This window comes from Mesorhizobium sp. B2-2-4, assembly GCF_006442375.1.
Classification (GTDB): domain Bacteria; phylum Pseudomonadota; class Alphaproteobacteria; order Rhizobiales; family Rhizobiaceae; genus Mesorhizobium.
On sequence record NZ_VFWB01000002.1, the window covers coordinates 386813 to 413200 of the forward strand.

General features: G+C 63.7%; 27 protein-coding genes. 17 read left to right on the forward strand and 10 right to left on the reverse strand.

Features of this window, described 5'->3' with window-relative positions; translation table 11 throughout:
- Positions 1-3: 3 nt before the first annotated feature.
- Together FJ959_RS06945 and FJ959_RS06950 are read left to right on the forward strand one after the other, a co-directional pair.
- The gene (locus FJ959_RS06945) at positions 4-471 is read left to right on the forward strand and encodes a DUF1284 domain-containing protein (protein ID WP_140497994.1); all 468 of its coding nucleotides are present in this window, start codon (positions 4-6) and stop codon (positions 469-471) included.
- A 159-nt stretch (positions 472-630) separates the two neighbouring features.
- Positions 631-2403 (forward strand): tetratricopeptide repeat protein, encoded by a 1773-nt coding sequence (locus tag FJ959_RS06950; protein ID WP_140514774.1) that lies wholly within the window; start codon positions 631-633, stop codon positions 2401-2403.
- A gap of 62 nt (positions 2404-2465) precedes the next feature.
- Here FJ959_RS06950 and FJ959_RS06955 read toward each other — a convergent pair whose 3' ends face one another.
- Entirely contained in the window at positions 2466-2927 is a 462-nt protein-coding gene (locus FJ959_RS06955; protein ID WP_140629205.1) for a GNAT family N-acetyltransferase, read from the reverse strand.
- 210 nt (positions 2928-3137) lie between these two features.
- Here FJ959_RS06955 and FJ959_RS06960 point away from each other — a divergent pair, with 210 nt between their 5' ends.
- From FJ959_RS06960 to glyS, 3 genes are all read left to right on the forward strand, one after another.
- On the forward strand, positions 3138-4058 hold the full coding sequence (locus FJ959_RS06960; RefSeq protein WP_181165179.1) for a glycine--tRNA ligase subunit alpha: 921 nt from the start codon (positions 3138-3140) through the stop codon (positions 4056-4058).
- A 129-nt stretch (positions 4059-4187) separates the two neighbouring features.
- Positions 4188-4862 carry a DUF559 domain-containing protein gene (locus FJ959_RS32070; RefSeq protein ID WP_246678902.1) on the forward strand — a complete coding sequence of 225 codons (675 nt, stop codon included), beginning with the start codon at positions 4188-4190 and terminating at the stop codon, positions 4860-4862.
- Positions 4863-5175: 313 nt separating this feature from the next.
- Entirely contained in the window at positions 5176-7476 is a 2301-nt protein-coding gene (glyS, locus tag FJ959_RS06975) for a glycine--tRNA ligase subunit beta (RefSeq protein ID WP_140629207.1), read from the forward strand.
- An 89-nt stretch (positions 7477-7565) separates the two neighbouring features.
- Here glyS and FJ959_RS06980 read toward each other — a convergent pair whose 3' ends face one another.
- Positions 7566-8015: a hypothetical protein gene (locus FJ959_RS06980; RefSeq protein ID WP_140629210.1), complete on the reverse strand. Its 450-nt coding sequence runs from the start codon at positions 8013-8015 to the stop codon at positions 7566-7568.
- A 162-nt stretch (positions 8016-8177) separates the two neighbouring features.
- On the opposite strand from FJ959_RS06980, the gene FJ959_RS06985 reads away from it, so the two are divergent.
- The 3 genes from FJ959_RS06985 to FJ959_RS06995 all read left to right on the forward strand — a co-directional run bounded on the left by FJ959_RS06985 (position 8178) and on the right by FJ959_RS06995 (position 11342).
- A complete protein-coding gene (locus FJ959_RS06985) occupies positions 8178-9152 on the forward strand; it encodes an L-threonylcarbamoyladenylate synthase (RefSeq protein ID WP_181171923.1) in 975 nt (324 codons plus the stop codon).
- A 10-nt stretch (positions 9153-9162) separates the two neighbouring features.
- Positions 9163-10593 (forward strand): FAD-binding oxidoreductase, encoded by a 1431-nt coding sequence (locus FJ959_RS06990; protein ID WP_140629214.1) that lies wholly within the window; start codon positions 9163-9165, stop codon positions 10591-10593.
- A 182-nt stretch (positions 10594-10775) separates the two neighbouring features.
- Positions 10776-11342: a DUF6101 family protein gene (locus FJ959_RS06995; RefSeq protein ID WP_140498020.1), complete on the forward strand. Its 567-nt coding sequence runs from the start codon at positions 10776-10778 to the stop codon at positions 11340-11342.
- Between the two features lie 75 nt (positions 11343-11417).
- Here the strand turns inward: FJ959_RS06995 and ubiA are convergent, their stop codons facing one another.
- Complete coding sequence (gene ubiA, locus FJ959_RS07000) at positions 11418-12401, reverse strand: 4-hydroxybenzoate octaprenyltransferase (RefSeq protein WP_140629217.1); 984 nt, start codon at positions 12399-12401, stop codon at positions 11418-11420.
- Positions 12402-12470: 69 nt separating this feature from the next.
- Entirely contained in the window at positions 12471-13382 is a 912-nt protein-coding gene (locus FJ959_RS07005; RefSeq protein WP_140629218.1) for a LysR family transcriptional regulator, read from the reverse strand.
- A gap of 91 nt (positions 13383-13473) precedes the next feature.
- On the opposite strand from FJ959_RS07005, the gene FJ959_RS07010 reads away from it, so the two are divergent.
- A complete protein-coding gene (locus tag FJ959_RS07010; RefSeq protein WP_140629219.1) occupies positions 13474-14295 on the forward strand; it encodes a phytanoyl-CoA dioxygenase family protein in 822 nt (273 codons plus the stop codon).
- Positions 14296-14453: 158 nt separating this feature from the next.
- Entirely contained in the window at positions 14454-15737 is a 1284-nt protein-coding gene (purD, locus tag FJ959_RS07015; RefSeq protein WP_140629220.1) for a phosphoribosylamine--glycine ligase, read from the forward strand.
- A gap of 24 nt (positions 15738-15761) precedes the next feature.
- Here the strand turns inward: purD and FJ959_RS07020 are convergent, their stop codons facing one another.
- From FJ959_RS07020 to FJ959_RS32075, 4 genes are all read right to left on the reverse strand, one after another.
- A complete protein-coding gene (locus tag FJ959_RS07020) occupies positions 15762-16877 on the reverse strand; it encodes a glycoside hydrolase family 25 protein (RefSeq protein ID WP_140629464.1) in 1116 nt (371 codons plus the stop codon).
- A gap of 127 nt (positions 16878-17004) precedes the next feature.
- Positions 17005-17496, reverse strand: coding sequence for a GNAT family N-acetyltransferase (locus tag FJ959_RS07025; protein ID WP_224705014.1), 492 nt, complete (start codon positions 17494-17496; stop codon positions 17005-17007).
- An 8-nt stretch (positions 17497-17504) separates the two neighbouring features.
- A complete protein-coding gene (locus FJ959_RS07030; protein ID WP_140629222.1) occupies positions 17505-17792 on the reverse strand; it encodes a DUF1778 domain-containing protein in 288 nt (95 codons plus the stop codon).
- A gap of 38 nt (positions 17793-17830) precedes the next feature.
- Complete coding sequence (locus tag FJ959_RS32075; protein WP_140498033.1) at positions 17831-18079, reverse strand: hypothetical protein; 249 nt, start codon at positions 18077-18079, stop codon at positions 17831-17833.
- Between the two features lie 227 nt (positions 18080-18306).
- On the opposite strand from FJ959_RS32075, the gene FJ959_RS07040 reads away from it, so the two are divergent.
- The gene (locus FJ959_RS07040; RefSeq protein WP_140629223.1) at positions 18307-20076 is read left to right on the forward strand and encodes an acyl-CoA dehydrogenase; all 1770 of its coding nucleotides are present in this window, start codon (positions 18307-18309) and stop codon (positions 20074-20076) included.
- A gap of 19 nt (positions 20077-20095) precedes the next feature.
- Complete coding sequence (locus FJ959_RS07045; RefSeq protein WP_140520816.1) at positions 20096-20845, forward strand: crotonase/enoyl-CoA hydratase family protein; 750 nt, start codon at positions 20096-20098, stop codon at positions 20843-20845.
- Between the two features lie 140 nt (positions 20846-20985).
- On the opposite strand, the gene pdxH is transcribed toward FJ959_RS07045, so the two are convergent.
- The gene (pdxH, locus tag FJ959_RS07050; protein WP_140498039.1) at positions 20986-21603 is read right to left on the reverse strand and encodes a pyridoxamine 5'-phosphate oxidase; all 618 of its coding nucleotides are present in this window, start codon (positions 21601-21603) and stop codon (positions 20986-20988) included.
- Between the two features lie 40 nt (positions 21604-21643).
- Between pdxH and FJ959_RS07055 the strand changes: the two genes are divergently transcribed.
- The 4 genes from FJ959_RS07055 (at position 21644) to FJ959_RS07070 (ending at position 24715) form a co-directional block, all read left to right on the forward strand.
- Positions 21644-22105, forward strand: a complete 462-nt coding sequence (locus FJ959_RS07055; RefSeq protein WP_140498041.1) for an RT0821/Lpp0805 family surface protein — start codon at positions 21644-21646, stop codon at positions 22103-22105.
- Between the two features lie 98 nt (positions 22106-22203).
- Positions 22204-23151, forward strand: a complete 948-nt coding sequence (locus FJ959_RS07060) for a DnaJ C-terminal domain-containing protein (protein ID WP_140629224.1) — start codon at positions 22204-22206, stop codon at positions 23149-23151.
- 105 nt (positions 23152-23256) lie between these two features.
- Positions 23257-24075, forward strand: a complete 819-nt coding sequence (fabI, locus tag FJ959_RS07065; protein ID WP_140498045.1) for an enoyl-ACP reductase FabI — start codon at positions 23257-23259, stop codon at positions 24073-24075.
- A gap of 52 nt (positions 24076-24127) precedes the next feature.
- Positions 24128-24715: a histidine phosphatase family protein gene (locus FJ959_RS07070; protein WP_140559375.1), complete on the forward strand. Its 588-nt coding sequence runs from the start codon at positions 24128-24130 to the stop codon at positions 24713-24715.
- Between the two features lie 106 nt (positions 24716-24821).
- Here FJ959_RS07070 and FJ959_RS07075 read toward each other — a convergent pair whose 3' ends face one another.
- Positions 24822-25082 carry a DUF1344 domain-containing protein gene (locus tag FJ959_RS07075; RefSeq protein WP_140498049.1) on the reverse strand — a complete coding sequence of 87 codons (261 nt, stop codon included), beginning with the start codon at positions 25080-25082 and terminating at the stop codon, positions 24822-24824.
- A gap of 182 nt (positions 25083-25264) precedes the next feature.
- On the opposite strand from FJ959_RS07075, the gene aroC reads away from it, so the two are divergent.
- Positions 25265-26386 carry a chorismate synthase gene (aroC, locus tag FJ959_RS07080; protein ID WP_140520814.1) on the forward strand — a complete coding sequence of 374 codons (1122 nt, stop codon included), beginning with the start codon at positions 25265-25267 and terminating at the stop codon, positions 26384-26386.
- The last annotated feature ends 2 nt before the right edge of the window (positions 26387-26388 follow it).

The window sequence follows — 26388 nt, forward strand, 5'->3', positions numbered from 1 at the left end:
GCCGTGACGATAAGGCTGCGCGCTCATCACCTCCTTTGCCTGCTCACCTATGTGGGCAAGGGATACAGCCCCGCATTCACGGCCAACTACGACGGTATCGCGCAGCGCCTTGGCCGGGGCGAGGACATACTGGTCGTGTCCGGCCCGGACGACATCTGCGCACCGTTGCTGGATGAACAGGAGCCACATTGCCTGCGGGACAGCGCCGCCGAGCGGGACCGGCTTGCCGCCCACGATGCCGGCGCCTTGCTCGGGCGACCAATCCGGGCCGGTGCGCGCCTCGATCCCGGTGCGGACATGCTGGCGCGGATGCGGCAGGCCTTCTCGGCCGGCCTCACGCGCGAGGCCTGCCGAGGCTGTGAATGGAGCGGCCTGTGCAGCGCGGTGGCGTCAGGCGGATATCAGGGCGCGCGCCTGCGGCCCTCCGGTCTTCCGGGCACTCCTGACGCCGATGCGCCGGTTTCGGGCTGAAAGCCGTTCTTTGCCGGCATGGTTTGTTAATCGGGTGACCCGATTGTGAATTCGAGGCGGATTGAAGCGTGACCCCAAAAAGGCCATGCTTTTCTCCGAAAGATCGAATCTACGTCGATCCCGCTGACGCGGAGATGGCGCCTGGCTGAAAGGGATACGATGCAGCAGGGACGTGCGCGCTGGCTGACAAGGCTGGCACTTGTGACGGGCATGGCGATTTCGGCGCTGCCGGCCTATGCCAAGCAGACCACCGAACCGGTGAAGATTACATCTTTCTCGGGAGCCTATCTGGCTGCCCGGATCGCCGAGGGTGACAACGACCTGGATAATGCCATTGCCTACTACAAGCAGGCCCTGGCCTTCGATCCAAGCGATACGGGCCTGCAGCAGAGCCTGATGCTGTCGCTGATCGCGCAAGGCCGCTTCGACGAATCCCTTGTCTATGCCGACAAGCTCAAGGAAGTTCCCGACGTCGAACGGTTCTCGCGCCTGGCGCTGGCGGTCGATTCCTTCCACAAGAAGGATTTTTCCAAGGCGCAGTATTGGTTGAAGCTGTCGCTGGAATCCGATCTCGACCGGCTGATCTCCGGCGTCATGTCCGGCTGGGCCCAAGAGGGCGCCGGCGACCCCAGCGAGGCGATGGCATCCATCGACAAGCTGCAGGGGCCGGACTGGTTCGGCCTGTTCAAATCCTTCCACCGCGCGCTGATCGCCGACGCGTCCAACATGCCTGAGAAGGCCGACGCGATCTATGCCGCGACCATGCAGGACACCGCCGCCGGCAGCGCGGCTCCCGAAACATGGATGCGCAATGCGCAGGCCTATGCCTCGTTCCTGGCCCGCAAGGGCGACACGGCCAAGGCGGTATCGGTGCTCGATCAGGCCGAGGCGTTTTCGCCGGGCAAGCTGGAAATTGTCGCCTTGCGCGACAGGATCAGCAAGGGCGACAAGATCCCGCCCTTCATAGCCGGCCCATCCGACGGCGCCTCCGAGATATTGCTCGATCTGGCAACCGCGCTCAATCGCGGCGGCGGTGAGCCTTTCGTCAGGCTCTATCTGCAATATGCGCTGGCGCTGAAACCCGACAGCGATGCCGCCCTGGTGCAGCTTGCCGCCGTTTCCGAACAGCTGAAGGACGGCGAGGGGGCCATCGCGCTCTACCGACGGATACCGGATACCTCGCCGCTGAAGGAGCTTTCGGACTTACAGCTTGGCCTCAATCTGGCCGATCTCGATCGCCATGACGAGGCGATCACGCATCTGAAGGCCTTCGTCGATAAGCATCCCAACGACATGCGCGCCTATCTGGCGCTTGGTGGGGTCTATTCGTCGAAGGAGGATTTCCGTTCCGCCGCCAATCTCTACGACAAGGCCGTCGAGGCGCTGAAGACGCCGACCGCCGCCAACTGGAATATCTTCTACCAGCGGGGCATCGCCTATGAGCGGCTGAAGGAATGGCCGAAGGCCGAGCCGAATTTCCGCAAGGCGCTGGAATTGCAGCCCGACCAGCCGCAGGTGCTGAACTATCTCGGCTATTCCTGGGTCGACATGAATATGAACCTGAAGGAAGGCCTGGCGATGATACAGAAGGCCGTCGATCTCAGGCCGAGCGACGGTTACATCGTCGACTCGCTGGGCTGGGCCTATTTCCGCCTCGGCAGGTACGATGACGCGGTGCGCGAAATGGAACGCGCGGTGTCGCTGAAGCCGGAAGATCCGGTGCTGAACGACCATCTCGGCGACGCCTATTGGCGCGTCGGCCGCAAGCTGGAAGCCACCTTCCAGTGGAACCAGGCGCGCGACCTGAAGCCGGATCCCGACGTGCTTGCCGCCTTGCAGCAGAAGCTGATGAAGGGACTGCCGCCGATCGAGTCCAACACGGCGCAGGAAACCCCCAAGGTCAAGCCGGCACCGGCTGCGCCGAAGGGCTAAGATGAAATGATGTTGCTCGCGAACGGGGCCCTTGTCGGGCTCCGTTTTCGTTAGCAGCCGTGTCAGAACAGCTTGCGGTAGACGACGAAGCCCGAGCGTTCGCCGATCCTGTCGTAGAGCTTCATGGCGGTGTGATTGGTCTCGTGCGTCAGCCAGTAGACCCGGCCCGAACCGGCCGCCTGCGCCCGCTCGTAGACGCCCTCGATGAGAGCCCGGCCGATGCCCTTGCCGCGCAAGGTCTCGTCGGTGAAAAGATCCTGCAGATAGCAGTTCGGCGCGACCGCCGTGGTGCTGCGGTGGAAGAGGTAGTGCACGAGGCCGACGAGCCGTCCTTCACTTTCGGCAACCAGCGCATGCACCGGCTCATAGGCGTCGAAGAAGCGCGACCATGTCATGGCGGTGATCTCGCTTGCCAGCGCCGTCTCGCCCGAGCGCCCGTAAAACGCGTTGTAGCCGTCCCACAGCGGCAGCCATCGCGCGAAATCCTGGCGCGTGACAGGGCGGACGGTGATGGAGTTGGGCATGGCTGACCTGTTGTCTGGCGAGACGGAGTTGTGAGCGTTCACCAGAAGGCACGTGCTCATCGCCGGCAATGGGCCAGCCGCTCGCAAAGCTTTCGACATGCCTCGCGACGCCCGCGCCTTGCTTGACGCTTCGCCGCCGTGTCTCTAGGACGGGGCCGCAAGTCAGCCCTTGCAGCCGAGGCCACCGTGACGATTGAAATCCCCGCCCATATGCATCCCAGCCGCTCCTTTCAGGGGCTGATCCTGACTCTGCACAATTACTGGGCGGACTATGGCTGCGTGATCCTCCAGCCCTACGACATGGAGGTCGGTGCCGGCACCTTCCATCCGGCCACGACGCTGCGGGCGCTTGGACCGAGGCGCTGGAACGCCGCCTACGTCCAGCCTTCGCGCCGCCCCAAGGACGGCCGCTACGGAGAGAATCCGAACCGGCTGCAGCACTACTACCAGTATCAGGTGATCCTGAAGCCCAATCCGCCCAATCTGCAGGAGCTCTATCTCGGCTCTTTGGCGGCGATCGGCATCGACCCGCTGCTGCATGACATCCGCTTTGTCGAAGACGATTGGGAAAGCCCGACGCTGGGCGCCTGGGGCCTTGGCTGGGAATGCTGGTGCGACGGCATGGAGGTGTCGCAGTTCACCTACTTCCAGCAGGTCTGCGGCATCGAATGCGCGCCGGTTGCGGGCGAGCTCACTTATGGTCTGGAACGGCTGGCCATGTATGTGCAGGGCGTCGACAATGTCTACGACCTCAATTTCAACGGCCGCGACGGCGCCGACAAGGTCACCTACGGCGATGTCTTCCTGCAGGCCGAGCAGGAATATTCGCGTCACAATTTCGAATACGCCGACACGACGATGCTGCTGCGCCACTTCGACGATGCCGAGGCCGAATGCAAGGCACTGCTCGATGCCGGTGCGCCCGCATCGAACGACAATCTGCCTGTGCACCGCATGGTGTTTCCCGCCTACGACCAGTGCATCAAGGCCAGTCACGTCTTCAACCTGCTCGACGCGCGCGGCGTGATCTCCGTCACCGAGCGGCAGAGCTACATCCTGCGCGTGCGCAATCTGGCGAAAGCCTGTGGCGAGGCGTTCTTGAAGACGCAGGCCGGCGGATTGGCGGCCTGATCTCAGGCACCCTCCCTCATCAAATCGAGGGAAGCGTTGATCGGCGATAGAATCTGGCCGCTCGGGCCGGCTATTATGCGCAATGCTTGGCGCACGCCCGGCATCGAGAAGGCGCCATGGGCCTGAGCGGTGAAGCAGGCGCTGAGCGCCAGGATTTGCAAAAGTCTGGATACCGTTTTCATGGTCGTTCAGCCAATAGCTCTCTGCCTGAGCGTGGGTCGCTTCAGCGCTGCGTTCGGTTCATGGAAATCTTTGATCCAAGGACGGGTGGGATCATCCCGTCCCGACAGGACGCCCAAAATTTCTGGAAAGGGTGACAGCGGCCAGCCGAGTTGCTATGGCCTCTTTACCTCCCCCTGGATGGGGGAGGTCGCCGCGAAGCGGCGGGTGGGGGTGACAGCGCGACTTCTCATGCCGAAACTCGATCGGTTCAAACTGCGGTCGGTGCAACGGCTTCGTGCGGCGATGACCGACGAAGAACGCATCTTGTGGCGGCACCTATGGCGCATCCCGGTGGAAAGGCACTCATTTCGCAAGCAGGCGTCGGTCGGTATTTACTTCCCTGATTTCATCTCGCACCGCCTGAAGCTGATCATCGAGGTGGACGGCGCTCACCACAGTTTCGATCGTCAGCAACGACACGACGAAATTCGGACAAAATGGTTCGAAAGTCAGGGCTATCGTGTCATCCGTTTCTGGAACCACGAAATCAAAAACGAACTGGATTCCGTGCTCGATACGATCTATGCGGCGGTGGAAGAACGAAAATCAGACCTTCGCCCGTCAGACGCCGAAGGCGCTTGAGATTGAGACGCCGCCACCCCACCCCGGCGCTGACGCGCCGACCCTCCCCATCGAGGGGAGGGTGAGGAGCTATCCATGCCTGACCTGCTTCTAGAACTTCGCTCCGAGGAAATCCCGGCCCAGCCGCGCGCCCGCAGCGCCGGAGGCGCGAGGACGCGCGAACAGGAAAATGGCATGCGAGCGGAGGCACTCTGATGCCGGATCTTTTGCTCGAACTTCGCTCCGAGGAAATCCCGGCCGAGCCGCGCGCCCGCAGCGCCGGAGGCACGAGGACGCGCGAACAGGAAAATGGCATGCGGGCGGAGACACTCTGATGCCGGACCTTTTGCTCGAACTTCGCTCCGAGGAAATCCCGGCCCGCATGCAGCGCAAGGCGGCGGGCGATCTGAGGAAGATGCTGACCGACGGCCTGGTCGAGGCAGGGCTGACCTACGAGGCGGCGCGCGAGTACTGGACACCGCGGCGACTGGCGCTCGACATCAGGGGCCTGACCGCGCGCTCGAAGGATATCCGCGAGGAGATCAAGGGGCCGTCGACGACGGCGCCGGAACAGGCGGTCCAGGGCTTCCTGCGCAAGGCCGGGCTTTCCTCGGTCGCCGAGGCACACGTCCATTCCGACCCGAAGAAAGGCGATTTCTACGTCGCCCATGTCTCGAAGCCGGGCAGGGCGGCGGAAGAGATCATCGCCGGACTGGTGCCTGACATCATCCGCAATTTCCCGTGGCCGAAATCGATGCGTTGGGGGCCGGCCTCGGCCAAGCCCGGCTCGCTGCGCTGGGTGCGGCCGCTGCAATCGATCCTGTGCACCTTCGGTCCGGAAACCGAGGAGCCGGTCGTGGTCGATTTCGAGATCGACGGCATCCGTTCGGGCAATGTCACTTACGGCCACCGCTTTCACGCGCCCGGCGAAATCACCGTGCGCCGCTTCGACGATTATGTAAGCAAGCTGGAAGCGGCCAAGGTCGTGCTCGACGCCGACCGGCGCAAGGAGATCATCCTTGCCGATGCCCGCAACCTCGCTTTCGCCAACGGGCTGGATCTGGTCGAGGACGAGGGGCTTTTGGAAGAGGTGTCCGGGCTGGTGGAATGGCCCGTGGTGCTGATGGGCGCGTTCGAAGACGCTTTCCTGGCCATTCCGGCCGAGGTGATCCGCCTGACCATCCGCGCCAACCAGAAGTGCTTTGTGACATCGCGCCCAATCTCCCCCCTCGAGGGGGAGATGTCGGCGAAGCCGACAGAGGGGGTCGGCACGACGGGACGCGACTCCCTTTCGCACACAGAGGACGCCGGCGCTCCACATGAGACGACCCCCTCTGCCCTGCCGGGCATCTCCCCCTCAAGGGGGGAGATCAGCGAACTTTCCAACCGCTTCATCCTCACCGCCAATATCGAGGCTAGTGACGGCGGCAAGGAGATCGCCCACGGCAACGGCAAGGTGGTGCGCGCGCGCCTCTCCGACGCGCTCTATTTCTGGACGACCGACCAGGGCGATCTGCCTGATCTCGCTGAGCTCGAGGGGTCGGCGAAAAAGTTCGGGCTTGACCTGAAGAAGCCTCTCGACCAGCGCATCGCGCGCCTCGACCACCTCAATGTGACCTTCCATGCCAAGCTTGGCACGCAGGGCGCGCGCGTGGAGCGGATCAGGCGATTGGCGGAGGAACTGGCGCCGCTCGTCGGCGCCGATCCCGCGCTCGCCGCTCGCGCCGCGGTTCTCGCCAAGGCCGATCTGACCACCGAAGTCGTCGGCGAGTTCCCGGAATTGCAGGGCGCCATGGGCCGCAAATACGCGCTGCTCCAGCGTGAGCATCCGTCCGTGGCGGCAGCCATCGAAGAGCACTACAAACCGCAGGGGCCGTCCGATTACGTGCCGAGCGATCCGGTGTCGATCGCCGTCGCGCTCGCCGACAAGCTGGATACGCTTGTCGGCTTCTGGGCCATCGATGAAAAACCGACCGGCTCGAAGGATCCTTACGCGCTGCGTCGCGCTGCGCTCGGCGTGGTGAGGATTTTGGTCGAGAACCGCATTCGACTGGGGCTGACGATGATCTTCGGCAGCGCTTCCACGAACTACACGGTTGGCAACATAGATCAGGTCCGAGACCTTCTCGCCTTCTTCCACGACCGCCTGAAAGTCTACCTGCGCGATCAGGGCGCTCGCCACGACCTGATCGACGCTGTCATCACGCCGCAGTCGGATGACCTGCTGCAGATCGTACGCCGCGTCGAGGCGCTCGGCACTTTCCTCGACACCGAGAACGGCAAGAACCTGCTTGCCGGCACCAAGCGCGCGGCCAATATTTTGGCTGCCGAGGAGAAGAAGAAAACGGCGATCGCCGAAACCGTCGAGCCCGCGCTGTTCCGCGAGGATGCCGAGAAATCGCTGTTCGCGGCGGTGAATCAGGCCGAGAAGCAAGCCGGCGAAGCGATTCAAAACGAAGACTTTTCCGCCGCCATGCTGGCGCTTAGCGTTTTGCGCGAACCGGTTGATTCATTCTTTGAACGCGTTCTCGTGAATGATGAGGATCAGGCCGTGCGCGCCAATCGATTGGCGCTGCTCGCCCGCATCCGCGCGGCCACCGACCAGGTTGCGGATTTCTCCAAGATCGCGGGCTAAAGAGACTTCAGGCGGCGACACTCGTCCACGGCGCAAAAGCGGCCTGTCCGGCAATGGTGCCGGACGCCGGACCGACGTCAAGACAGCCGCTACTTGAGCTTGCCGACTCCAGGGACGGGCTGCTGCGCTGCCGCCGCCGGCGCGGCTGCCGGTGATGTCGCCGGGGTCTTCTGCCCATTCGCCGCCGGTGCCGTCGAAGCGGTGGCGGTTGCAGGGGCAGTGGCCGGCACCTTGGCCTGCGTGGGCGTCGAGAAGGCGCTGCCGACGATACCGCCGCGAATGATCATCGGGTTTTGCAGGAAGCCGTGCCGCGCCTCAGGCGCGTTCGGGATCGCCGCCACCTTTTCATAGGTGACGTCAGGTTCACCGAGCGCGGTGACCGACCGCATATCGCCTGCCTTGGCAGCATCGGCTGCCTCCAGCGTGACAATGGACGGCGTTGCGGACGGCGCGCCGGGAAAGACCAGGGAGGAAGCCTGGGCCCCGCCGGCCATCGCCGCCAGAGTGATAGCAAGCGTTCCCCAAATACGCACAGACACGATGAAAGCTCCCCATTACCCGGAAGCCGCACGATAGCGGGTCGGAATTGATGCCGGCTTTCACGGAACCGTAGCATTTTAGGGATTGGTGAATCGCCAAGGGACGGGCTTGCCCCTTGGACGCCATCGTACTACGCAGCCGACATTCGTGAGGTGACGAGAGTGGCTGAAATTCTTGCCGTCGGCGAGGCGATGGAACGGGCATTGGCGCTGCTTGAAAGCGGCGAGGTGGTCGCCATTCCGACCGAGACCGTCTATGGGCTCGCCGGCGACGCCACCAACGGCGTTGGCGTGGCGCGCATCTTCGAGGCCAAGGGGCGGCCGCGCTTCAACCCTCTGATCGCCCATATCGCCGATATGGAGATGGCCGAGCGCATCGCTGTGTTCGATCCGCTGTCGAGGAAATTGGCGCTTGCGTTCTGGCCAGGTCCTTTGACGCTGGTGCTGCCGCAGCGGCCCGGCAACGGCACCCATCCTTTGGTCACCGCCGGGCTCGACACGATCGCCTTGCGCATGCCGAGGGGCTTTGGCGGCGACCTGATTGCAAGGCTCGGCCGGCCGCTTGCGGCCCCCAGCGCCAATTCCTCCGGCAGGATCAGCGCGACGACGGCGCAAGCCGTGGCGGCTGATCTCGGCGCACGCATAAAGCTGGTCGTCGATGGCGGGGCGACGCCGGTCGGGCTGGAATCGACCATCGTCAAGGCCGAAGAGGGGAAATTGCGTCTGCTGAGGCCCGGCGGGATTGCCGCCCAGGAAATCGAGGCGGTCGTCGGCATGGAGTTGTTGCGCGGCGCCGACGCCGGTGTCGAGGCGCCGGGCATGCTTGCCTCGCACTATGCGCCTGACGCCGCGGTGCGGCTCAACGCCGGGACCGTCGGCGAAGGCGAGGCGCTGCTGGCCTTCGGCAAACGTCGCGCCGAAGGCTGGCAAAACGCGGCCGCCTGCCTCAATCTGTCCGAGGCTGGCGACCTGCGCGAAGCGGCGAGCAATCTTTTCGCCTACATGCAGCAACTCGATCGCAGCGGCGCGCGGATCATCGCCGTCGAACCGGTTCCCTTCGACGGGCTCGGCGAAGCGATCAACGATCGGCTTTCGCGGGCCGCCGCGCCGCGTGACAATAGCTTGCCGCCAACATAGTTTCGCGCACATGACCGACATCGCCGAGATTCCCGACACCGCTCTCATCGACCGCTTCGCGGCGATCGTCGGTGAGAAATACGCGCTGCGCGACCAGCGCGATATAGCACCCTACATCACCGAACGGCGCGGGCTGTGGCATGGCGCGACATCGCTTGTGCTGCGGCCAGGCAGCGTCGAGGAGGTCAGCCGGATCATGCGGCTGGCGACCGAGACGGCAACGCCGGTCGTGCCGCAAAGCGGCAATACCGGACTGGTCGGCGCCCAGGTGCCGGACAACTCCGGCCGCGAGATCGTGCTGTCCCTGTCGCGGCTGAACCGCATCCGCGAGATCGATGTCTTGTCCAACACCGTGACGGCGGAGGCCGGCGTCATCTTGCAGACGTTGCAGGAAGCGGCCGATGCCGCCGACCGGCTGTTTCCACTGTCGCTGGCCGCGCAGGGCTCCTGCCAGATCGGCGGTAACCTTTCCTCCAATGCAGGCGGCACCGGCGTGCTGGCCTATGGCAATGCGCGCGAGCTTTGCCTGGGCGTCGAGGTGGTGCTGCCGACGGGCGAGGTGTTCGACGATCTGCGCAAGCTGAAGAAGGACAATACCGGCTACGACCTCAAGAATCTGTTCGTCGGCGCCGAAGGCACGCTCGGCATCATCACCGCCGCCGTGCTGAAACTGTTCCCGAAGCCGAAAGGTCGCGAGGTTGCGTTCGTCGGCCTGCCGTCGGCCGAGGCGGCGCTGTCGCTGTTCAGCCTGGTGACGGACCGCGCCGGCGCCGCGCTCACCGCCTTCGAGCTGATCGGCAAGCGGCCCTACGATTTTACGCTGGCGCATGCCCAGGGCGTGGTGCGGCCGCTGGCGCAGGATTGGCCGTGGTATGTGCTGATGCAGATCTCGTCCGGCCGTTCGCCGGAGGATGCCAGGGCCCTGATCGAGGACGTGCTCGGGGCCGGGCTGGAACAGGAAATCGTCGGCGATGCGGTGATCGCGGCCAGCCTCGCCCAGGGCGATGCCTTCTGGAATTTCCGCGAGGTGTTGCCCGATGCGCAGAAGCCCGAGGGCGCCTCGATCAAGCATGACATTTCGGTGCCGGTGGCATCGATCCCACGTTTCATCGAAGAGGCCGCCGGCGCGGTGGCTTCGGTCAGCCCCGGAGCGCGCGTGGTCTGCTTCGGCCATATGGGCGACGGCAATCTCCACTATAACATCTCGCGGCCAGTTGACGGCGACGACCAGGCGTTCCTCGATCTCTACCACCCCATGAACAAGGCCGTGCACGACGTCGTGCGCTCCTTCCACGGCTCGATCTCGGCCGAGCACGGCATCGGCCAGTTGAAGCGGGACGAACTGATCGCCACCGCCCCGCCGATGGCGATAGACCTGATGCGCAGGGTCAAGCAGGCCTTCGACCCGGCCGGCATCATGAATCCTGGTAAGGTTATCTGATCCTTTCGGATTCAAGCGCTCGGTCGCATTCCGATAACCATCCCCGTGATCAGCAAAATTTAACCGACTTTCTTAAGCGCGGCGGTAAGGAGGCCGCGCTACTGTTTCCCCATAACGAGGCCGGGAAAACTGGCCCGGAGAGAACCGGACACCGGCTCTCAGGAGAAACAGGAAGGCATTCAATGAACACTGGACTGAAGCCAGTCTGGGCGGGACGCAACATGCGCCTCGACCCATTCCGCCTGCCGCAGGTGGTAAGCTACGCCACGCGCGACGACTATGGCGACGTGACCTTCACCATCGACCACCGTGGCGCCGTGATCCGCCGCCTGCTCGAGATGAGCGGCGTACCGGCGATCATCGCTCTGCCCGCCAATGCGTTCCGCGGCGTTGCCGCCCGCGCGATGGAGGACCCGGAAGGTAACGTCACGGTGACTTTGGAACTCCTGCACAATGATCCGATGCTGTCGGTGCCGCTGCTGGTGGCCGACGATCTCGACGACGTCGCCGCCGACTGGCGCGCCTGGGCCGACGCCTATCGCCTGCCGATGCTGTTGATCGAATCGGACGGCATCGCCCGCACGCTGGAGGAATCGCTCGGCGCGGCCATCAAGACGCTGCCGCCGCAGGATCGCCGCAAGGGCCGCGTTTCGACCATGCGCCGCCCGCGCTTCCTCGCCCGCCGCAGGGCGGGTGACCTCGGTCTCAGGCTGGTGATCGGCGGCGAGGAGATCATCGCGCGCGAATAGGCTGAAATTCTGTCTGGAAGGCTGGCGCCGGCTGCCGCCACCTTCTCTCCGTAAACGGGGAGAAGGGAAAGAAAACTATACCAGCGGCTTCAGCGCCACCCACAGCGCGCCGCCGATGAGGCCGAGGAAGATCAGCCAGCCGACCTGGTTGTTCGACCTGAACAGCCGCAGGCATTGATCCGGATTGTCGATATCCAGCACCAGGATCTGCCGCGCCATGTGGGCGCCGGCGGCGATAAGTCCGGCCAGAGCCACGACAGGGGCCTGCGCCGAAGCGAAGGCGATGGCGAAGCAGACAAGCGCGCCGCCATAAAGCCCGACCAGCCACGATTTGGTATTGTCGCCGAACAGGCGCGCGGTCGAGCGTACGCCCACGATGGCGTCGTCTTCCTTGTCCTGGTGCGCATAGATCGTGTCGTAGCCGATCACCCACAGGATCGAGCCGAGATAGAGCATGACGGCCGGCCCGTCCAGGTCGCCGAACTCAACCGCCCATCCCATCAGCGCGCCCCAGGAAAAGGCAAGGCCGAGAACCAGTTGAGGCCAGTTGGTGATCCGTTTCATGAATGGATAGATGGCGACGATGGCCAGCGAACAGACGCCGAGCAGGACGGCGAAGCTGTTGAACTGCAAGAGCACGGCAAGTCCGACCAGTGCCTGCAGGATGAGAAACAGCCATGCCCCCCGCCGCGTGACCTTGCCCGACGGAAGCGGCCGCGAGCGCGTGCGCTCGACCTGATTGTCGATGTCCTCGTCGGCCAGATCATTATAGGTGCAACCGGCGCCGCGCATGGCGATGGCGCCGGCCAGGAACAGCACGAGATACAAGGGCGCCGGCAGCAGCGAAGGCAGCGGATTGCCCGGGCGCGGATAGGCGCTGGCCGCGAGAGCCGCGGACCACCAGCACGGCCACAGAAGCAACTGCCAGCCGATCGGCCTGTCCCATCGGGCAAGCTGCGCATAGGGCCATATCGGCCGCGGCAGCACGCGGTACACCCAATGGCCGTTCGGCGCGTCGGCGACGCGGCCCTGGGCTGCTTTCGACTGAACCGTTTCCATGAACGATGGAGTGGCAGCAGCCGCGCAAACCGTCAAGCGGCGAGCAGGGCAGTGGCATTCGTCAGCGCTTCAGGAGGCGAAGATGTCGCGGGCGGAGAACCAGCTCTTTGCCACGTCGACGAAGGCCAGCACGGCATTGGGCAGGCGCTGGTGCGTGTCATGGGTGAGGAGGATGCGCTGCATGGGCAGCGGATCGGAAAGCGGCTTGCAGACGAGAGGCAAGCCGTCATAGCTGCGGTCGCCATGCGGCCTCGTGTAACTGACGGCGACGCCGAAGCCGTTGGCCACCATGCTGCGCTGGAGTTCGAACGAGCTTGTCTGCCTGTCGGCGACCGGCGACAGGCCACGGCTGCGGAACAGGTCCAGCATGTGCTGCCAGCTATGCGGCTGGTCCGTCGTGATCAGCGGATAGGCGGCCAGATCGGCCAGGCTGACATCGGGACGATCCGCCAGCGCGTGTCCAGCCGGCAAAAGCGCGTGCGGCCTGAGCTCATGCAGCAGGATGCGGGCGAAATGCGAAGGCAGCCCAAGATCATAGGTGAGCCCGAGGTCGACGGCGGCATCGCCGAGCCGCCGCCCGAGCGTCTCGAAGGTCTCGTCGCGCACGATCACCGCAACCTCCGGATGGCGTTCCGAGAAGGCGCGGATCAGAGCCGGCGCGAAATAAGGCGCCAGATCTTCGAAGCATCCGAGCACCAGTTCGCCGCCGAGCATCGATTTGCGCGATCCGAGACCGATGAGCTCGTCCGTCTCGGCAAGGACCTGTTTCGCCTTGGCCACCACGGCGCGGCCGAAGGATGTCAGCGAAACGCCGCTTCCGCGCTGGCGCACGAAGAGTTTCTGGCCGAAATCCTGTTCGACCGCGTCGATGGCCACCGAAATGGACGGCTGTGAAACGTTCAACGCCCTAGCCGCGCGGGTAACGCTGCCATGGCGAGCGACGGCAACCAGATAGCGCAATTGCGTGAGGGTAGGGCCCATAGAGTATAACTATATGACGGATCAGAAGTTATTATTTTACTAAATGAAAGAGAGTTGCGATAGTGGCATCGATCCCTGAAAGGAGAATGCCATGGCTTCCCAGACCGCACCTCGCGCGATCGACACAGGCTTGATCGATGCGCGGACAATAGCGGATTACCAGTGCGACGGCGCTGTCTGCATCCGCGGCGCTTTCAAGGACTGGGTCGAAACGATCGCCGCCGGCATCGAGCGCAACATGCAAAACCGCAGCGCCACCGCCTCGGACATCGCCAACGGCCGCGGCAGCTTCTTCGACGACTACTGCAACTGGGGACGCATTCCCGAATTCGTCAAGCTGGTCCGCGAATCGCCGGCGGCCGAACTGGCGGCCGCGGTGATGCGGTCGCGCACGGCGCAGTTCTTCCACGATCATGTCCTTGTCAAGGAACCGGGCACCCAGAAGCCGACGCCCTGGCATCAGGACATCCCCTATTATTTCGTCGACGGCCGGCAGACGGTGAGCTTCTGGATCCCTATCGACCCTGTAAAGGAGGCAACGCTGCGGCTGATTGCCGGCTCGCACAAATGGGACAAGATGATCCTGCCGGTGCGTTGGCTCGACGACAGCAATTTCTATGCCGACGAGGGCGACTACCTGCCGGTGCCGGATCCAGACACGGACCCCTCGCTGGAGGTGCTTGAATGGGAAATGGAGCCGGGCGATGCTATCCTGTTCGATTTCAGGACAGCGCATGGCGCACGCGGCAACCTCACTGCGGCGCGGCGGCGGGCGCTATCGCTGCGCTGGGTCGGCGACGATGCCCATTATGTCGAACGGCCGGGGCGCACCTCGCCGCCCTATCATGGCCATGGCATGCAGCCGGGGCAGAAGCTGCGCGAGGACTGGTTCCCGATCGTCTTCCAGAGCTGAGGCGCTTGCCCGAAATCGGCGGCGGAGGACGCCGCCGATTTTCTGGCAGGGGTAACGTTCCCGTGCGCAATTTCGACCAAATCGCCCGGATGCCTTGACCCGTCGTCCAGAGAGCAATAGCGGGTTCTTTGGAAGATTACAGGCATCAAGAGGTGGCCATGAACGTTCTTCTTCTCGGCTCCGGCGGCCGCGAACATGCGCTCGCCTGGAAGATCGCCGCGTCGCCGTTGCTGACCAAGCTCTATGCTGCGCCCGGCAATCCTGGCATGGGCCGCGAGGCGGAGCTGGTCAAGCTCGACATCGCCGATCATTCCGCTGTCGCCGCCTTCTGCAAGGACAAGCAGATCGGCCTCGTCGTGGTCGGGCCGGAAGGGCCGCTGGTGGCCGGCATATCAGACGATCTGCGTGGCTGGGGCATCCGCGTCTTTGGCCCGTCGCGTGCGGCGGCGCGGCTCGAAGGATCGAAGGGCTTCACCAAGGATCTCTGCGCCAGATATGACATCCCCACCGCCACCTATGGCCGTTTCTCAGACCTGGCATCGGCCAAGGCCTATGTCGAGAAGATGGGCACGCCGATTGTCATCAAGGCCGATGGCCTTGCCGCGGGCAAGGGCGTCACGGTCGCAATGACGATGGATGAGGCGCTGGCCGCGCTCGACGCCTGTTTCGACGGCTCTTTCGGCACGGCCGGCGCGGAAGTGGTGATCGAGGAGTTTCTGACCGGCGAGGAGGCCAGCTTCTTCTGCCTGTGCGACGGCACTACAGCACTGCCCTTCGGCACCGCGCAGGATCACAAACGCGTCGGCGACGGTGATGTCGGCCCCAACACCGGCGGCATGGGCGCCTATTCGCCGGCCCCGGTAATGACGCCGCAGATGGTAGAGCGCACCATGCGCGAGATCATCGAACCGACCATGCGCGGCATGGCTTTAACGGGTGCATCCTTCGCCGGCATTCTCTTCGCCGGGCTGATGATAACGGACGAAGGGCCGAAGCTGATCGAATACAACACCCGCTTCGGCGACCCCGAATGCCAGGTGCTGATGATGCGGCTGAAGGACGACCTGCTGGTGCTGCTCAATGCCGCCGTCGATGGCCAGCTCGCGCACATATCGGCGCGCTGGAGCGACGAGGCGGCACTGACCGTCGTCATGGCCGCGAGGGGCTATCCCGGCACGCCCGAAAAAGGCTCGGTCATTCGCGGGCTCGATGAGGCTGCCAGCCAGGGCGCCCAGATTTTCCATGCCGGTACCGCCATCAATGGCGGTGCGCTGGTCGCCAACGGCGGTCGCGTCTTGAACGTCACCGCGGTCGGCGCGACTGTCGGCGAGGCGCAGGAGAAGGCCTATGCCGCGCTCGACCGTATCGATTGGCCGCAGGGCTTCTGCCGCCGCGACATTGGCTGGCAGGCCGTGGCGCGCGAAACGGCAGGAGCAAGCTGACCGCAAGCATCCGGTCGCGCGCTTTCAGCGTTTGCCCCGGTCGAGTTCGGTAGAAGCGGTGCTCACCGGGTCCGCCGCCGCAGCGAAGGCGGCTTCGAGTTGCGCTGGAGTGCGCTGCCCGGTGCGCTTCCAGGCGACATATTGGACGATGCCGAAGATCGGCCGCCGCGGCACCGTCTTCACGACAGGCATGCGGAACCCGTCGCGGAATTTCGACCAGCGCGAACCAAGCACCGCGACCATTTCCCCGAAACTCGGCGGCGTCGCCACATCGGCGTAGATGAGGGTGGTCTTGCCGGCCAAAGCGGCTTCGCGCGAGAGCGGCACCGGTACGCTGGCGAGATAATCCGCCGGCACGTCGATCAGCCCGCCGAACGGCCATTGCTGGCGCAGCGTGGCGGCATTTGTCGGCGCGACGTTGACGTCGATGTCGTCCGGCGTCCCGGCTACCCTGTAGGGGCAACGGAAGCGGCCGCAATTGGCCTGGGCCGAAAACTGCCAGAGCGCATAGCCTTGCCAGTTGCCGATGGGAAAATGCACGTCGATGTCAGGCTTGTAGCGCGCATACCAGAGCGGCAGCCGCGACAGCAGCCCATATTTGTAGCTTTTGTCGGCGATATACTGGGCGGTCTTGCCATTGGTGTAGAGTACCGGGAAGCGGCCGATGCGCCGATGCACCTGGCGCACGAACGCCTCGGCGTCGTCGAGCGACATCCATTGCGCGGGATCGATGCCTTCGATGTCGAGGGCCATGAGGTCGTCCGGCGCGGGATCAGCGAAATCGAGGAAATTATTGGCCTGCTCGACCGGATTGCCGGGGCGGGCGAGGTGATAGGCGCCCCATTTCAGGCCGAGCGCCTTGGCCACGACCTTGCGCGTCTGGAACAGTTCGCGTGTCACCGCATGGCGCTTCCACAGCGCCTTGCAGAGTTTGACCTCGGTATCGTCTCCGGAGCAGGAATAGGGCGGCGACATGCCGTCGGAGGCTTTGTTGATGAAGCCGACGACGCGCTTGTCCGTGGCAAGCTGCGCCCAGTCGATGGAATTGTATTCGTAGGCATCGACGACAAGCGCCCGGTCGGCACTTTTCCACGGCTCGGAGAAATCCGAGGCCCTTGCCGCCGGTGTCAGCGCCATCATCGCCGCGAGAGCGATCGCTGGGCGGCGAAGAAGATGCGCCGTTCTCTTCAAACAGGAATCCCCGTTGATCAAAGGCAAATCCTGGACCGCTATGGTTAAGGATTCGCTTTCAAGGCAATGCGGTCCGTCAGCCGAACAGCTTCAATGCCGTCGCTACTGATAGGAACAGCGACAACCGCCGGTCTTGAAATGGCCTGAAACCATATTTGCAATAGAAGGCGGCGGCCATGTCGTCCTTTGCGTCGACGATCAGTGCGAAGGAAGCAGGAGCAGCTTGGGCGCAGCGCCGAAGTGCATCCACGATCAGTATCGATCCTACTCTTTGTCCCTGATATCGGGTATCGACTGCCAACCTTCCGATCAATATGGCGGGCAGGACCGGGTAACGCGGTAGGCGTCTTGTCAGGTCTTCCGGCAGAGAAGTGATGGGCACACTTGACGCTGCAAGAGTGTAGTATCCGGCAATGAGATCGACATCACGGTCCGCGGCGACAAAGCAGTTGCTAACTCGGCGTTTGACGTCCTGGCTTGCCAACTCGTGTAGATATTGGCCGAGTGCCAGCACGCCACAGCTGAATGCCTTACGATCATACGATCCGCCCAGCGGCTCGATGATCAAGCCTAGACTCACCGGGATTCGACGACAACTCGCTTGTAGGCGTCGGCGGCTTTGCGCAGCGCTTCATTAGGTTCGGGCGGATTGAGAATGGCCTCTACCAGAGCGAGCTGATCCTCGATGGACAGGCGGATGATAGCGATCTCCTCAATGGTGCGTTGTGCAGCTTCCTGCGCTGCGGAGACCACGAAGTCGCTGACGCTGCGGCCCTGGATTTCGGCGGTACGTTTCACCACACTCAGCATATCCGGGGATATCCGAGCTTCGAGACGGGAGGTACGGGTCAGTTGGTTTGTCATTTCGATCACCTCTAGCACGGTATGTACGGGAATACATATCAAGTGCGACGGTCAGCGCGGCCGAATGGCTGAACTTCAAACGGATCCGGCGCGGGCTGTTGCGGCAGCGTGCCTTCGGCCGCGCGTTTGCGATGATGGGCGAGCGAGCATTTCGGCGAGCACAATATACCGCGATCCGACCAATAGGCGGCGCCGTTTTCCAATTCACCGTGATAGTATGAGAACCCCGCCGCCCGGTAGGGCAGGCCGCACTCGATACAACGGTAGGCGTCAGGTCTGGCAAGCATGAGTTGGTTTCCAGTCGGCTGGTTCTGGTCTGTTGCCGGTCGATTTTGACCCGGCGTCCATCGCATTTAATACGAGCCGGCGCGATTACAAAATCAGCGTGACAAAATTTGACGTTTACGTAAAAAGAAGATGGGCGATCGCCCAAAGGCGAATACGGTGTGTGGCAAGCAGGTCCCACTCAGGTCCTAGGATCAGCCTGGCCGATGCATCAGGAGGAGCGAGCGGCATGTATCTGGCACCGGTCGAGGACATCGCGTTCACCCTCAAGCATGTGGCCGGCCTGAAGCCTGCCCTCGATGACGGCACGTTCGGCGATCTCGGCGAGGATCTCGTCGACGCCGTTCTTAGCGAGGCCGGCCGCTTCGCCACCGAAGAGGTCGCGCCGCTCTACAAGATCGGCGACGAGCACGGCGCGGTGCTGAAGGACGCGGCAGTGACCATGCCGCCGGGCTGGAAGGAACTTTATCGCCGCTGGATCGACGGCGGCTGGAACGCGCTCTCCGGCCCGGAAGGATATGGCGGGCAGGCGCTTCCGACCATGCTCGGCGTCGCCGCGCTCGAAATGTGGAATTCCGCCGCCATGGCCTTCGGCATTGGCCCGACGCTGACCATGGGTGCGGTCGAGGCGCTCGACAAGCACGCTTCGGAAGAGCTCAAGGCCAAGTATCTCGCAAAGCTCGTCTCCGGCGAGTGGATGGGCACGATGAACCTGACTGAGCCGCAGGCCGGCTCGGACCTCGCTGCCTTGCGCACGCGCGCCGAACCGGCCCGCGACGGCACCTACCGCATCTTCGGCCAGAAGATATTCATCACCTATGGCGAGCATGATCTCACCGACAATATCGTCCATCTGGTACTGGCGCGGCTGCCTGACGCGCCTGCGGGCACGCGCGGCATCTCGCTCTTCCTGGTGCCGAAATTCCTGGTCGGCGCGGACGGCTCGCCTGGCGCACGCAACGACGTCTTCTGTTCGGGCCTCGAGCACAAGCTCGGCATCCATGCCTCGCCGACCTGCACCATGATCTATGGCGACGGTTTTCAGGGCGCCAAGCCCGGCGCCATCGGATGGCTGATCGGCGAGGAGAACAAGGGGCTGGCCTGCATGTTCACCATGATGAACAATGCCCGCCTCGCCGTCGGGATGCAGGGCGTGGCGGTCGCGGAAGCCGCGACCCAGAAGGCGATCGCCTATGCCAATGAGCGCCGCCAGGGCAAGGCGGCGGATTACGCCGGCGCCGGCATGGCGCCGATCGTCCATCACCCCGACGTGCAGCGCAATCTCCTGACCATGAAGGCGCTGACGCAGATCGCGCGGGCGATCAGCTATTCCTGTGCCCATGCCATCGACCTGGCGCGCGTATCGTCTGGTGACCAGGCGGCGCATTGGCGCGACCGGGCCAACCTGTTGACGCCGCTTGCCAAGGCTTTTTCCACCGATATCGGCGTCGAGGTCGCCTCGCTTGGCGTCCAGGTCCATGGCGGCATGGGTTTCATCGAGGAGACGGGGGCTGCGGCACTCTATCGCGACGCCCGCATCGCGCCGATCTACGAGGGCACCAACGGCATCCAGGCGATCGATCTGGTGACCCGAAAACTGCCGCTGGGCGGCGGCGAGCATGTGCACGGCTTCATCGCCGAGCTTGCCGCTGTCGCCGGCGCCGTGCGGACATCGAATCTCGAAGGGTTTGGCCATACGGCCGATGCTCTCGACCGCGGGCTCGACGATCTGACGCAAGCGACACGTTTCCTGCAAAAACTGTCGGCCGATGGCCGGACTGGCGAGGCGCTTGCCGGCGCGACACCCTATCTCCGGCTGGTCTCGCTTGCAGCCGGCGGCGCCTACTTGGCGCGGGGCGCCGTTGCCGATCACGGCCGCGTCGCCCTTTGCCGCTTTTTCGCCGAAAACCTGCTCGGCGAGACAAGTGCCTTGAAGGAGCGCGTTGTCGACGGCGCCGCAAGCCTCGCCGCTGCCGGCAAGACATTGATTTCCGCCTGACGTTCACAAGGAAAGAACCGTGACAGACCATATCCTCGTCGAGCGCCAGGGCGCCATCCAGATCATCCGCATAAACCGCCCGGACAAGAAGAACGCGCTGACGCGCGCCATGTACGCCAAGATGTCGCAAACCTTGGCCGAAGGGGATGCGGATCCGGCAATTCGCGTCCATGTCTTTCTCGGCGTGCCCGGTGCCTTCTCCTCCGGCAACGACCTCGCCGATTTCATGGTCGTCGCCACTGGCGGCGAAGGCGGCACGGAAGTCTGGGATTTCCTGATGGCGCTGGCCAGGGTCGCAAAACCCATCGTCTCCGGTGTCGACGGCATCGCGGTCGGCATCGGCACCACGCTCAATTTGCACTGCGACCTGACCTTCGCCACGCCGCGCACCGTGTTCAGGACACCCTTCGTCGACCTCGGCCTTGTGCCCGAAGCGGGATCGAGCCTGCTGGCGCCGCGCATCCTGGGCCAGCAGGGCGCGTTCGCGCTGCTCGGCCTTGGCGAAGGCTTCTCGGCCGAACGCGCCAAGGCCGCTGGTCTGATCTACGAAGTTGTCGAGGAAGGAGCGCTGGAGGCGTCGGTTCTGGCGGCCGCCGGCCAGATCGCCGCCAAGCCGCCGCAGGCGCTCAGGATCGCGCGCGACCTGATGCGCGGCTCTCGCGAGGACCTCGTCGCCCGCATCAACGTGGAAAGCGAGCATTTTCGCGAGCGGCTGAAATCGGACGAAGCCCGCGCTGCACTGACGGCATTCATGACCAGAAAAAAATAGTTCGGCCCCCGCCTCCCTTAGATGGGGAGGTCGGCCCGCAGGGTCGGGTGGGGTGGAGCGCCGACCTATCCCGCGTGCCTCGGTCGCCACTGGCCAGCCCGGGCTAGGCGCAGTGAGGATGTCGGCGCTAGTTTACAAACTCAGGGATAAAGCCGCGTCTTCTCCCAACCGCCCCCGGCATTGCGCGAAAACACCACGCGGTCATGCAGCCGAAACGGCCTGTCGTGCCAGAACTCGATCGTCTTCGGCACGATGCGGAAACCCGACCAGTGTTTTGGGCGCGGAATCTCGCCGATGGCGTAGCGGGCCGTGTATTCGGCCACCGCCTTTTCCAGCGCGAACCGGCTTTCCAGCGGCCGCGACTGTTTCGAGGCCCAGGCGCCGATGCGGCTGCCGCGCGGCCGTGTCGCGTAATAGGCGTCGGCCTCGGCATCGCTGACGATCTCCACCGGCCCGCGCACGCGCACCTGGCGGCGCAGCGATTTCCAGTGGAAGCACATCGCCGCCTTCATGCTGCCTAGGATCTCCCGGCCCTTGGCGCTTTCGAAATTCGTGTAGAACACAAAGCCGCTCTCATCGAAGCCCTTGAGCAGCACCATCCGCACATCCGGCATGCCCTCGGCATCGACGGTTGCCAACGCCACGCCGTTGGGGTCGTTCATTTCGCTTTTGGTGGCGTCGTCCAGCCATGCGGCAAAAAGGCGAAACGGCTCGGCGGCCTCGGTAAAGTCACCGCTTGTTAACTCAGTCTCACTCATAGTTTTTCTCAAATTTTCATCAAACAGGGGAGGTTGCCGATTGTCGCGTATCGCGCAAGCTTTTGACAGCAGGCAAGGCAGCCTATTTGCTTCAGCCAGCGCCAAAGCCGCGATCGTGATGATTGCCTTGCCGCTTGCCGCATGTGGCGCGGGCGGCTTCAGCCTGCAAAAAGCCGAGGTCGATCGCTCGATCCTGACCGGCAGCATTTCGGCTCCAGCCGCGTCGGCCGATTCGGACCGCGATTCCGACCAGACGACGATCGGCAACGCGGTGTCCTCCGCCGACATCGAGCAGCTCGGCGGTCAAGCCGTGCCGTGGGCCAATGCCGGTACGGGTTCGCGCGGCTCCATCACCGAACTGGCGGAATTGAAGGATGGGGGTCAGACCTGCCGCCGCTTCAAGGCTTCGCGCGAAAGCTTTGACGGCGTTGCCATGTTCGCGGGCGAACTTTGCCTGGCCAGCGCCGGCGGCTGGCGCATGCAGGACTTCAGGGCGCTTTGAGCTTCCACCTTTGAATAACGTCCAGCACTGGAATTTCTTCCTATGCGAGCGCATATAAGAGGCGACTATGGACTCACTCTTTCTCCAGGGCAGGAAGCATGCGCGACCCCTATGAGGTGCTGGGCGTTGCAAAGAACGCATCGGCCAAGGACATAAAATCGGCGTACCGCAAACTCGCCAAGAAGCATCATCCGGACCAGAATCCGAATGATCCCAAGGCGAAGGACCGTTTTGCCGCGGCCAATCAGGCCTATGAGATCGTCGGGGACGAGAAGACCCGCGCCGCTTTCGATCGGGGCGAGATCGACGCCGACGGCAAGCCGCGTTTCCAGGGCTTCGAGGGCGCCCCCGGTGGCGGTGACCCCTTCGCCGGTTTTCGCCGCCAGCAGCAGGGAGCCGGCGGTTCGCGATTCGAGTTCCGCTCCGGACGCCCTGGCGGCGATCCGTTCGATGGCAACAGCGATATCTTCAGCCAGATTTTTGGCGACGTCTTCTCCGGCTCGCGCGGCCCCGGCCAAAGCGGGGCAGGAATGGGTGACCGCCGCCAGCCGGCAACCGCCCCCGACCTCAATGTCACGCTCGACGTTACCATCGAGGAAGCGGCGAACGCTGAAAAGGTCACGGCGATGTTCCCTGACGGCCGCAAGGTGGCGGTCAAGCTGCCGGCCTATGTCGAGGACGGGCAGACCATCCGGCTGAAGGGGCAGGGCGAGCAAGGGCCGGGCCAGCCCGGCGACGCGTTGGTCAAGATCCGCTTCCGCCGGCATCCGCGCTACCGCCTGGAGGGCCGCGACCTGCATGCCGATTTGCCGGTGGGGCTGGCCGATGCCGTGCTTGGCGCCAAGGTGGCCGTAGAAACGCCGACCGGCAAGCTCGCGGTCAACGTTCCCGCCTGGTCGAGTTCGGACAAGGTCCTGCGCCTGAAGGGCAGGGGCCTGCCGGAAAAGGCCGGCGGCCACGGTGATCTCTACGCCCATGTGCGCATCATGCTGCCAGAAGGCGGCGACAGCGCGCTCGAAGGGCTGTTGCGCAGCCAAAAAGGCTGATTGGCGGCTCTTGTCCCCGAACTGTCCCGTTTGAGCGCTTGAAGGGGCTCTGTGCCTGTGCGATAGGGCTCTCCACAAATAAGAAATCTTGCGGAGAGCACGCATATGGCGGGTGGACAGGGCCTGATGGCCGGCAAACGCGGCCTGATCCTCGGCGTCGCCAACAACAGGTCGATCGCCTACGGCATCGCCAAGGCATGCGTCGACCACGGCGCCGAGATCGCGCTGACCTATCAGGGTGAAGCGTTCAAGAAGCGGGTCGAGCCACTGGCCGCGGAACTCGGCGCCTTTGTCGCCGGCCATTGCGATGTAACTGATCCGGCGAGCCTCGACGAGGTTTTCGCCAATGTCGCCAATCATTGGGGCAAGCTCGACTTCCTCGTCCATGCCATCGCTTTTTCCGACAAGGACGAACTGACCGGCCGCTATGTCGAGACGACGCGCGATAATTTCCTGCGCACGATGGACATTTCGGTCTATTCCTTCACCACCATCGCCAAGCGCGCCGAGGCGCTGATGACCGATGGCGGTTCGCTTTTGACGCTGACCTATTACGGCGCCGAAAAGGTGATGCCGCATTACAACGTCATGGGCGTCGCCAAGGCCGCACTCGAGGCCAGCGTGCGCTACCTCGCCGTCGATCTCGGGGCCAAGAAGATCCGCGTCAACGCGATCTCGGCGGGCCCGATCAAGACGCTGGCCGCTTCCGGCATCGGTGACTTCCGCTACATCCTGAAGTGGAACGAATACAATTCGCCGCTGAAGCAGACGGTCACCCAGGAAGAGGTCGGCGATTCCGGCGTCTATTTCCTGTCCGACCTGTCGCGCGGCGTCACCGGCGAAGTGCATCATGTCGATTCCGGCTATCACGTCGTCGGCATGAAGGCGGTTGACGCACCCGATATTTCGACGGTCAAGGATTAACTCCCTCCGCCTATCCTCCGCCCAGGCCCTGGCCCGACCTCCGGAAGACCTGATGTACCCGCTGGTTTATATCGTGCGCCACGGCCAGACCGCGTGGAATGCCGAATTCCGGCTTCAGGGGCAGGCCGATACCGACATCAACGCGCTCGGCCGCGAGCAGGCGAGCGCAAACGGGCATCGGCTGGCTGACCTGATCTCCAATCCAGCAGAGTTCGATTTCGTCGCCAGCCCGATGCGGCGCACGCGCGAGACCATGGAGCGCATTCGCGCCGCCATGAAGCTCGACCCGGCTGCCTATGGGACCGACCCCCGCCTTGTTGAAGTGAATTTCGGCGACTGGCAGGGTTTCACCTTTGCCGAGCTGGAGACGCAATTTCCGGGTGCGAGCAGGACGCGTGCGCTGGACAAATGGAACTTTCAGCCGCCGGGCAAAGATGCCGAGAGCTACCAGATGCTGCTCGAACGGGTAAAGCCGTGGTTCGACGCGCTCGAGCGCCAGACAGTCTGCGTGACGCATGGCGGCGTCATGCGCACCTTGTTTCGCTTCGTGCTTGACATGGCCGAGAACGATGCGGCGAAGCTGGCGATACCGCAGGACCGCGTGCTCAAGCTGGAAGGCGACAGCCTGGGGTGGCTTTAGGGACCCGGCACGATCCAGGAAGGCTCATGCAGGCTGCCGGTTGCGGGGTGCATAAAACGGCTGTAACGGCTCAACAAACGCCGAACAGCCGATTTGCATTGGAAGCCTAGTCGGAGTCGCTGTCAGGCAACTGCATATCGGTGACCACGTTTTCGCCATTGGTCACGTCATAGGCGATGACGATGTCCATGCCGGGCTTCAGCGCGTCGAGATCGGTTTCCGCGTTCAGCTTGTAGGATTTGCCGTCGTCCAGCGTCAGGGTCAGCGCGTCCTTGTCGATCTTCTTGATCAGGCCTTCGGTCTGCCCGGCGAAAGCGGCGGTGCAAAGCAGGAATGTGGCGGCAACAGCGCCAATCAGGGTACGCATCATCGTCCTCTTTGGTATTGCGCCGGCATGAGTAGCGGCGGATCCTCAACGGCGAATGGAGCAGAGCAGAAACCAATCGAATGTGTCAAAACTAAATCCGAAGATCACGGTTTGACCCCTGTGGAAAACGCCAATAGAAGGCAGGCTTCAGTCGGCTCCGATGCCGGGCAAGGCACTTTGCGATGTCTCACAACACGTTCGGCCATCTTTTCCGCGTCACCACCTGGGGCGAAAGCCATGGGGCCGCATTGGGCTGCGTGGTCGACGGCTGCCCACCCGGCATCCGCTTCACGCGTGACGAAATCCAGGCCGAACTCGACAAGCGCCGGCCCGGCCAGTCGCGCTTCGTCACGCAGCGCCGTGAGCCTGACGAAGTGAAGGTGCTGTCGGGCTTCATCCTTGACGATGACGGCGAGACGATGATCACGACAGGTACGCCGATCTCCATGCTGATCGAGAATGTCGACCAGCGCTCGAAGGACTATGGAGAGATCGCCCGCCAGTACAGGCCGGGCCATGCGGACTACACCTATGACGTCAAATACGGCGTGCGCGACTATCGCGGCGGCGGCCGATCCTCGGCGCGCGAGACCGCGGCTCGGGTCGCCGCCGGAGCCCTCGCCCGCAAGGTCGTGCCGGGCATGGTGGTGCGCGGTGCACTGGTATCGATGGGCGAGAAGTCGATCGACCGCGCCAACTGGAACTGGAATTTCATTGGCGACGCGGACAATCCGTTCTTCACGCCGGATCCGGCGTCCGTTCCCGTTTTCACGAGCTATCTCGACGGCATCCGCAAGGCGGGTTCCTCCGTCGGCGCCGTGATCGAGATCGTCGCCGACGGCGTTCCGGCCGGCCTCGGCGCGCCGATCTACGCAAAGCTCGACCAGGATATCGCGTCAGGCCTGATGTCGATCAACGCCGTCAAGGGCGTCGAGATCGGCAACGGCTTCGAGGCCGCCCGCATCACCGGCGAACAGAATGCCGACGAGATGCGCATCGGCAATGACGGCCAGCCGGTGTTCCTGTCCAACAATGCCGGCGGCATCCTTGGCGGCATCTCGACCGGCCAGGCGATCATCGCCCGCTTCGCCGTCAAGCCGACGTCTTCAATCCTGACGCCCCGGAAGTCGATCGACAAGGACGGCAACGACGTCGAAGTGATGACCAAGGGTCGCCATGATCCGTGTGTGGGCATTCGCGCCGTACCGATCGGCGAGGCGATGGTTGCCTGCGCAATCGCCGACCATTATCTGCGGCACCGAGGACAGACAGGTAAGGAAGGCAGTAGGGCAGTAGGGCAGTAGGG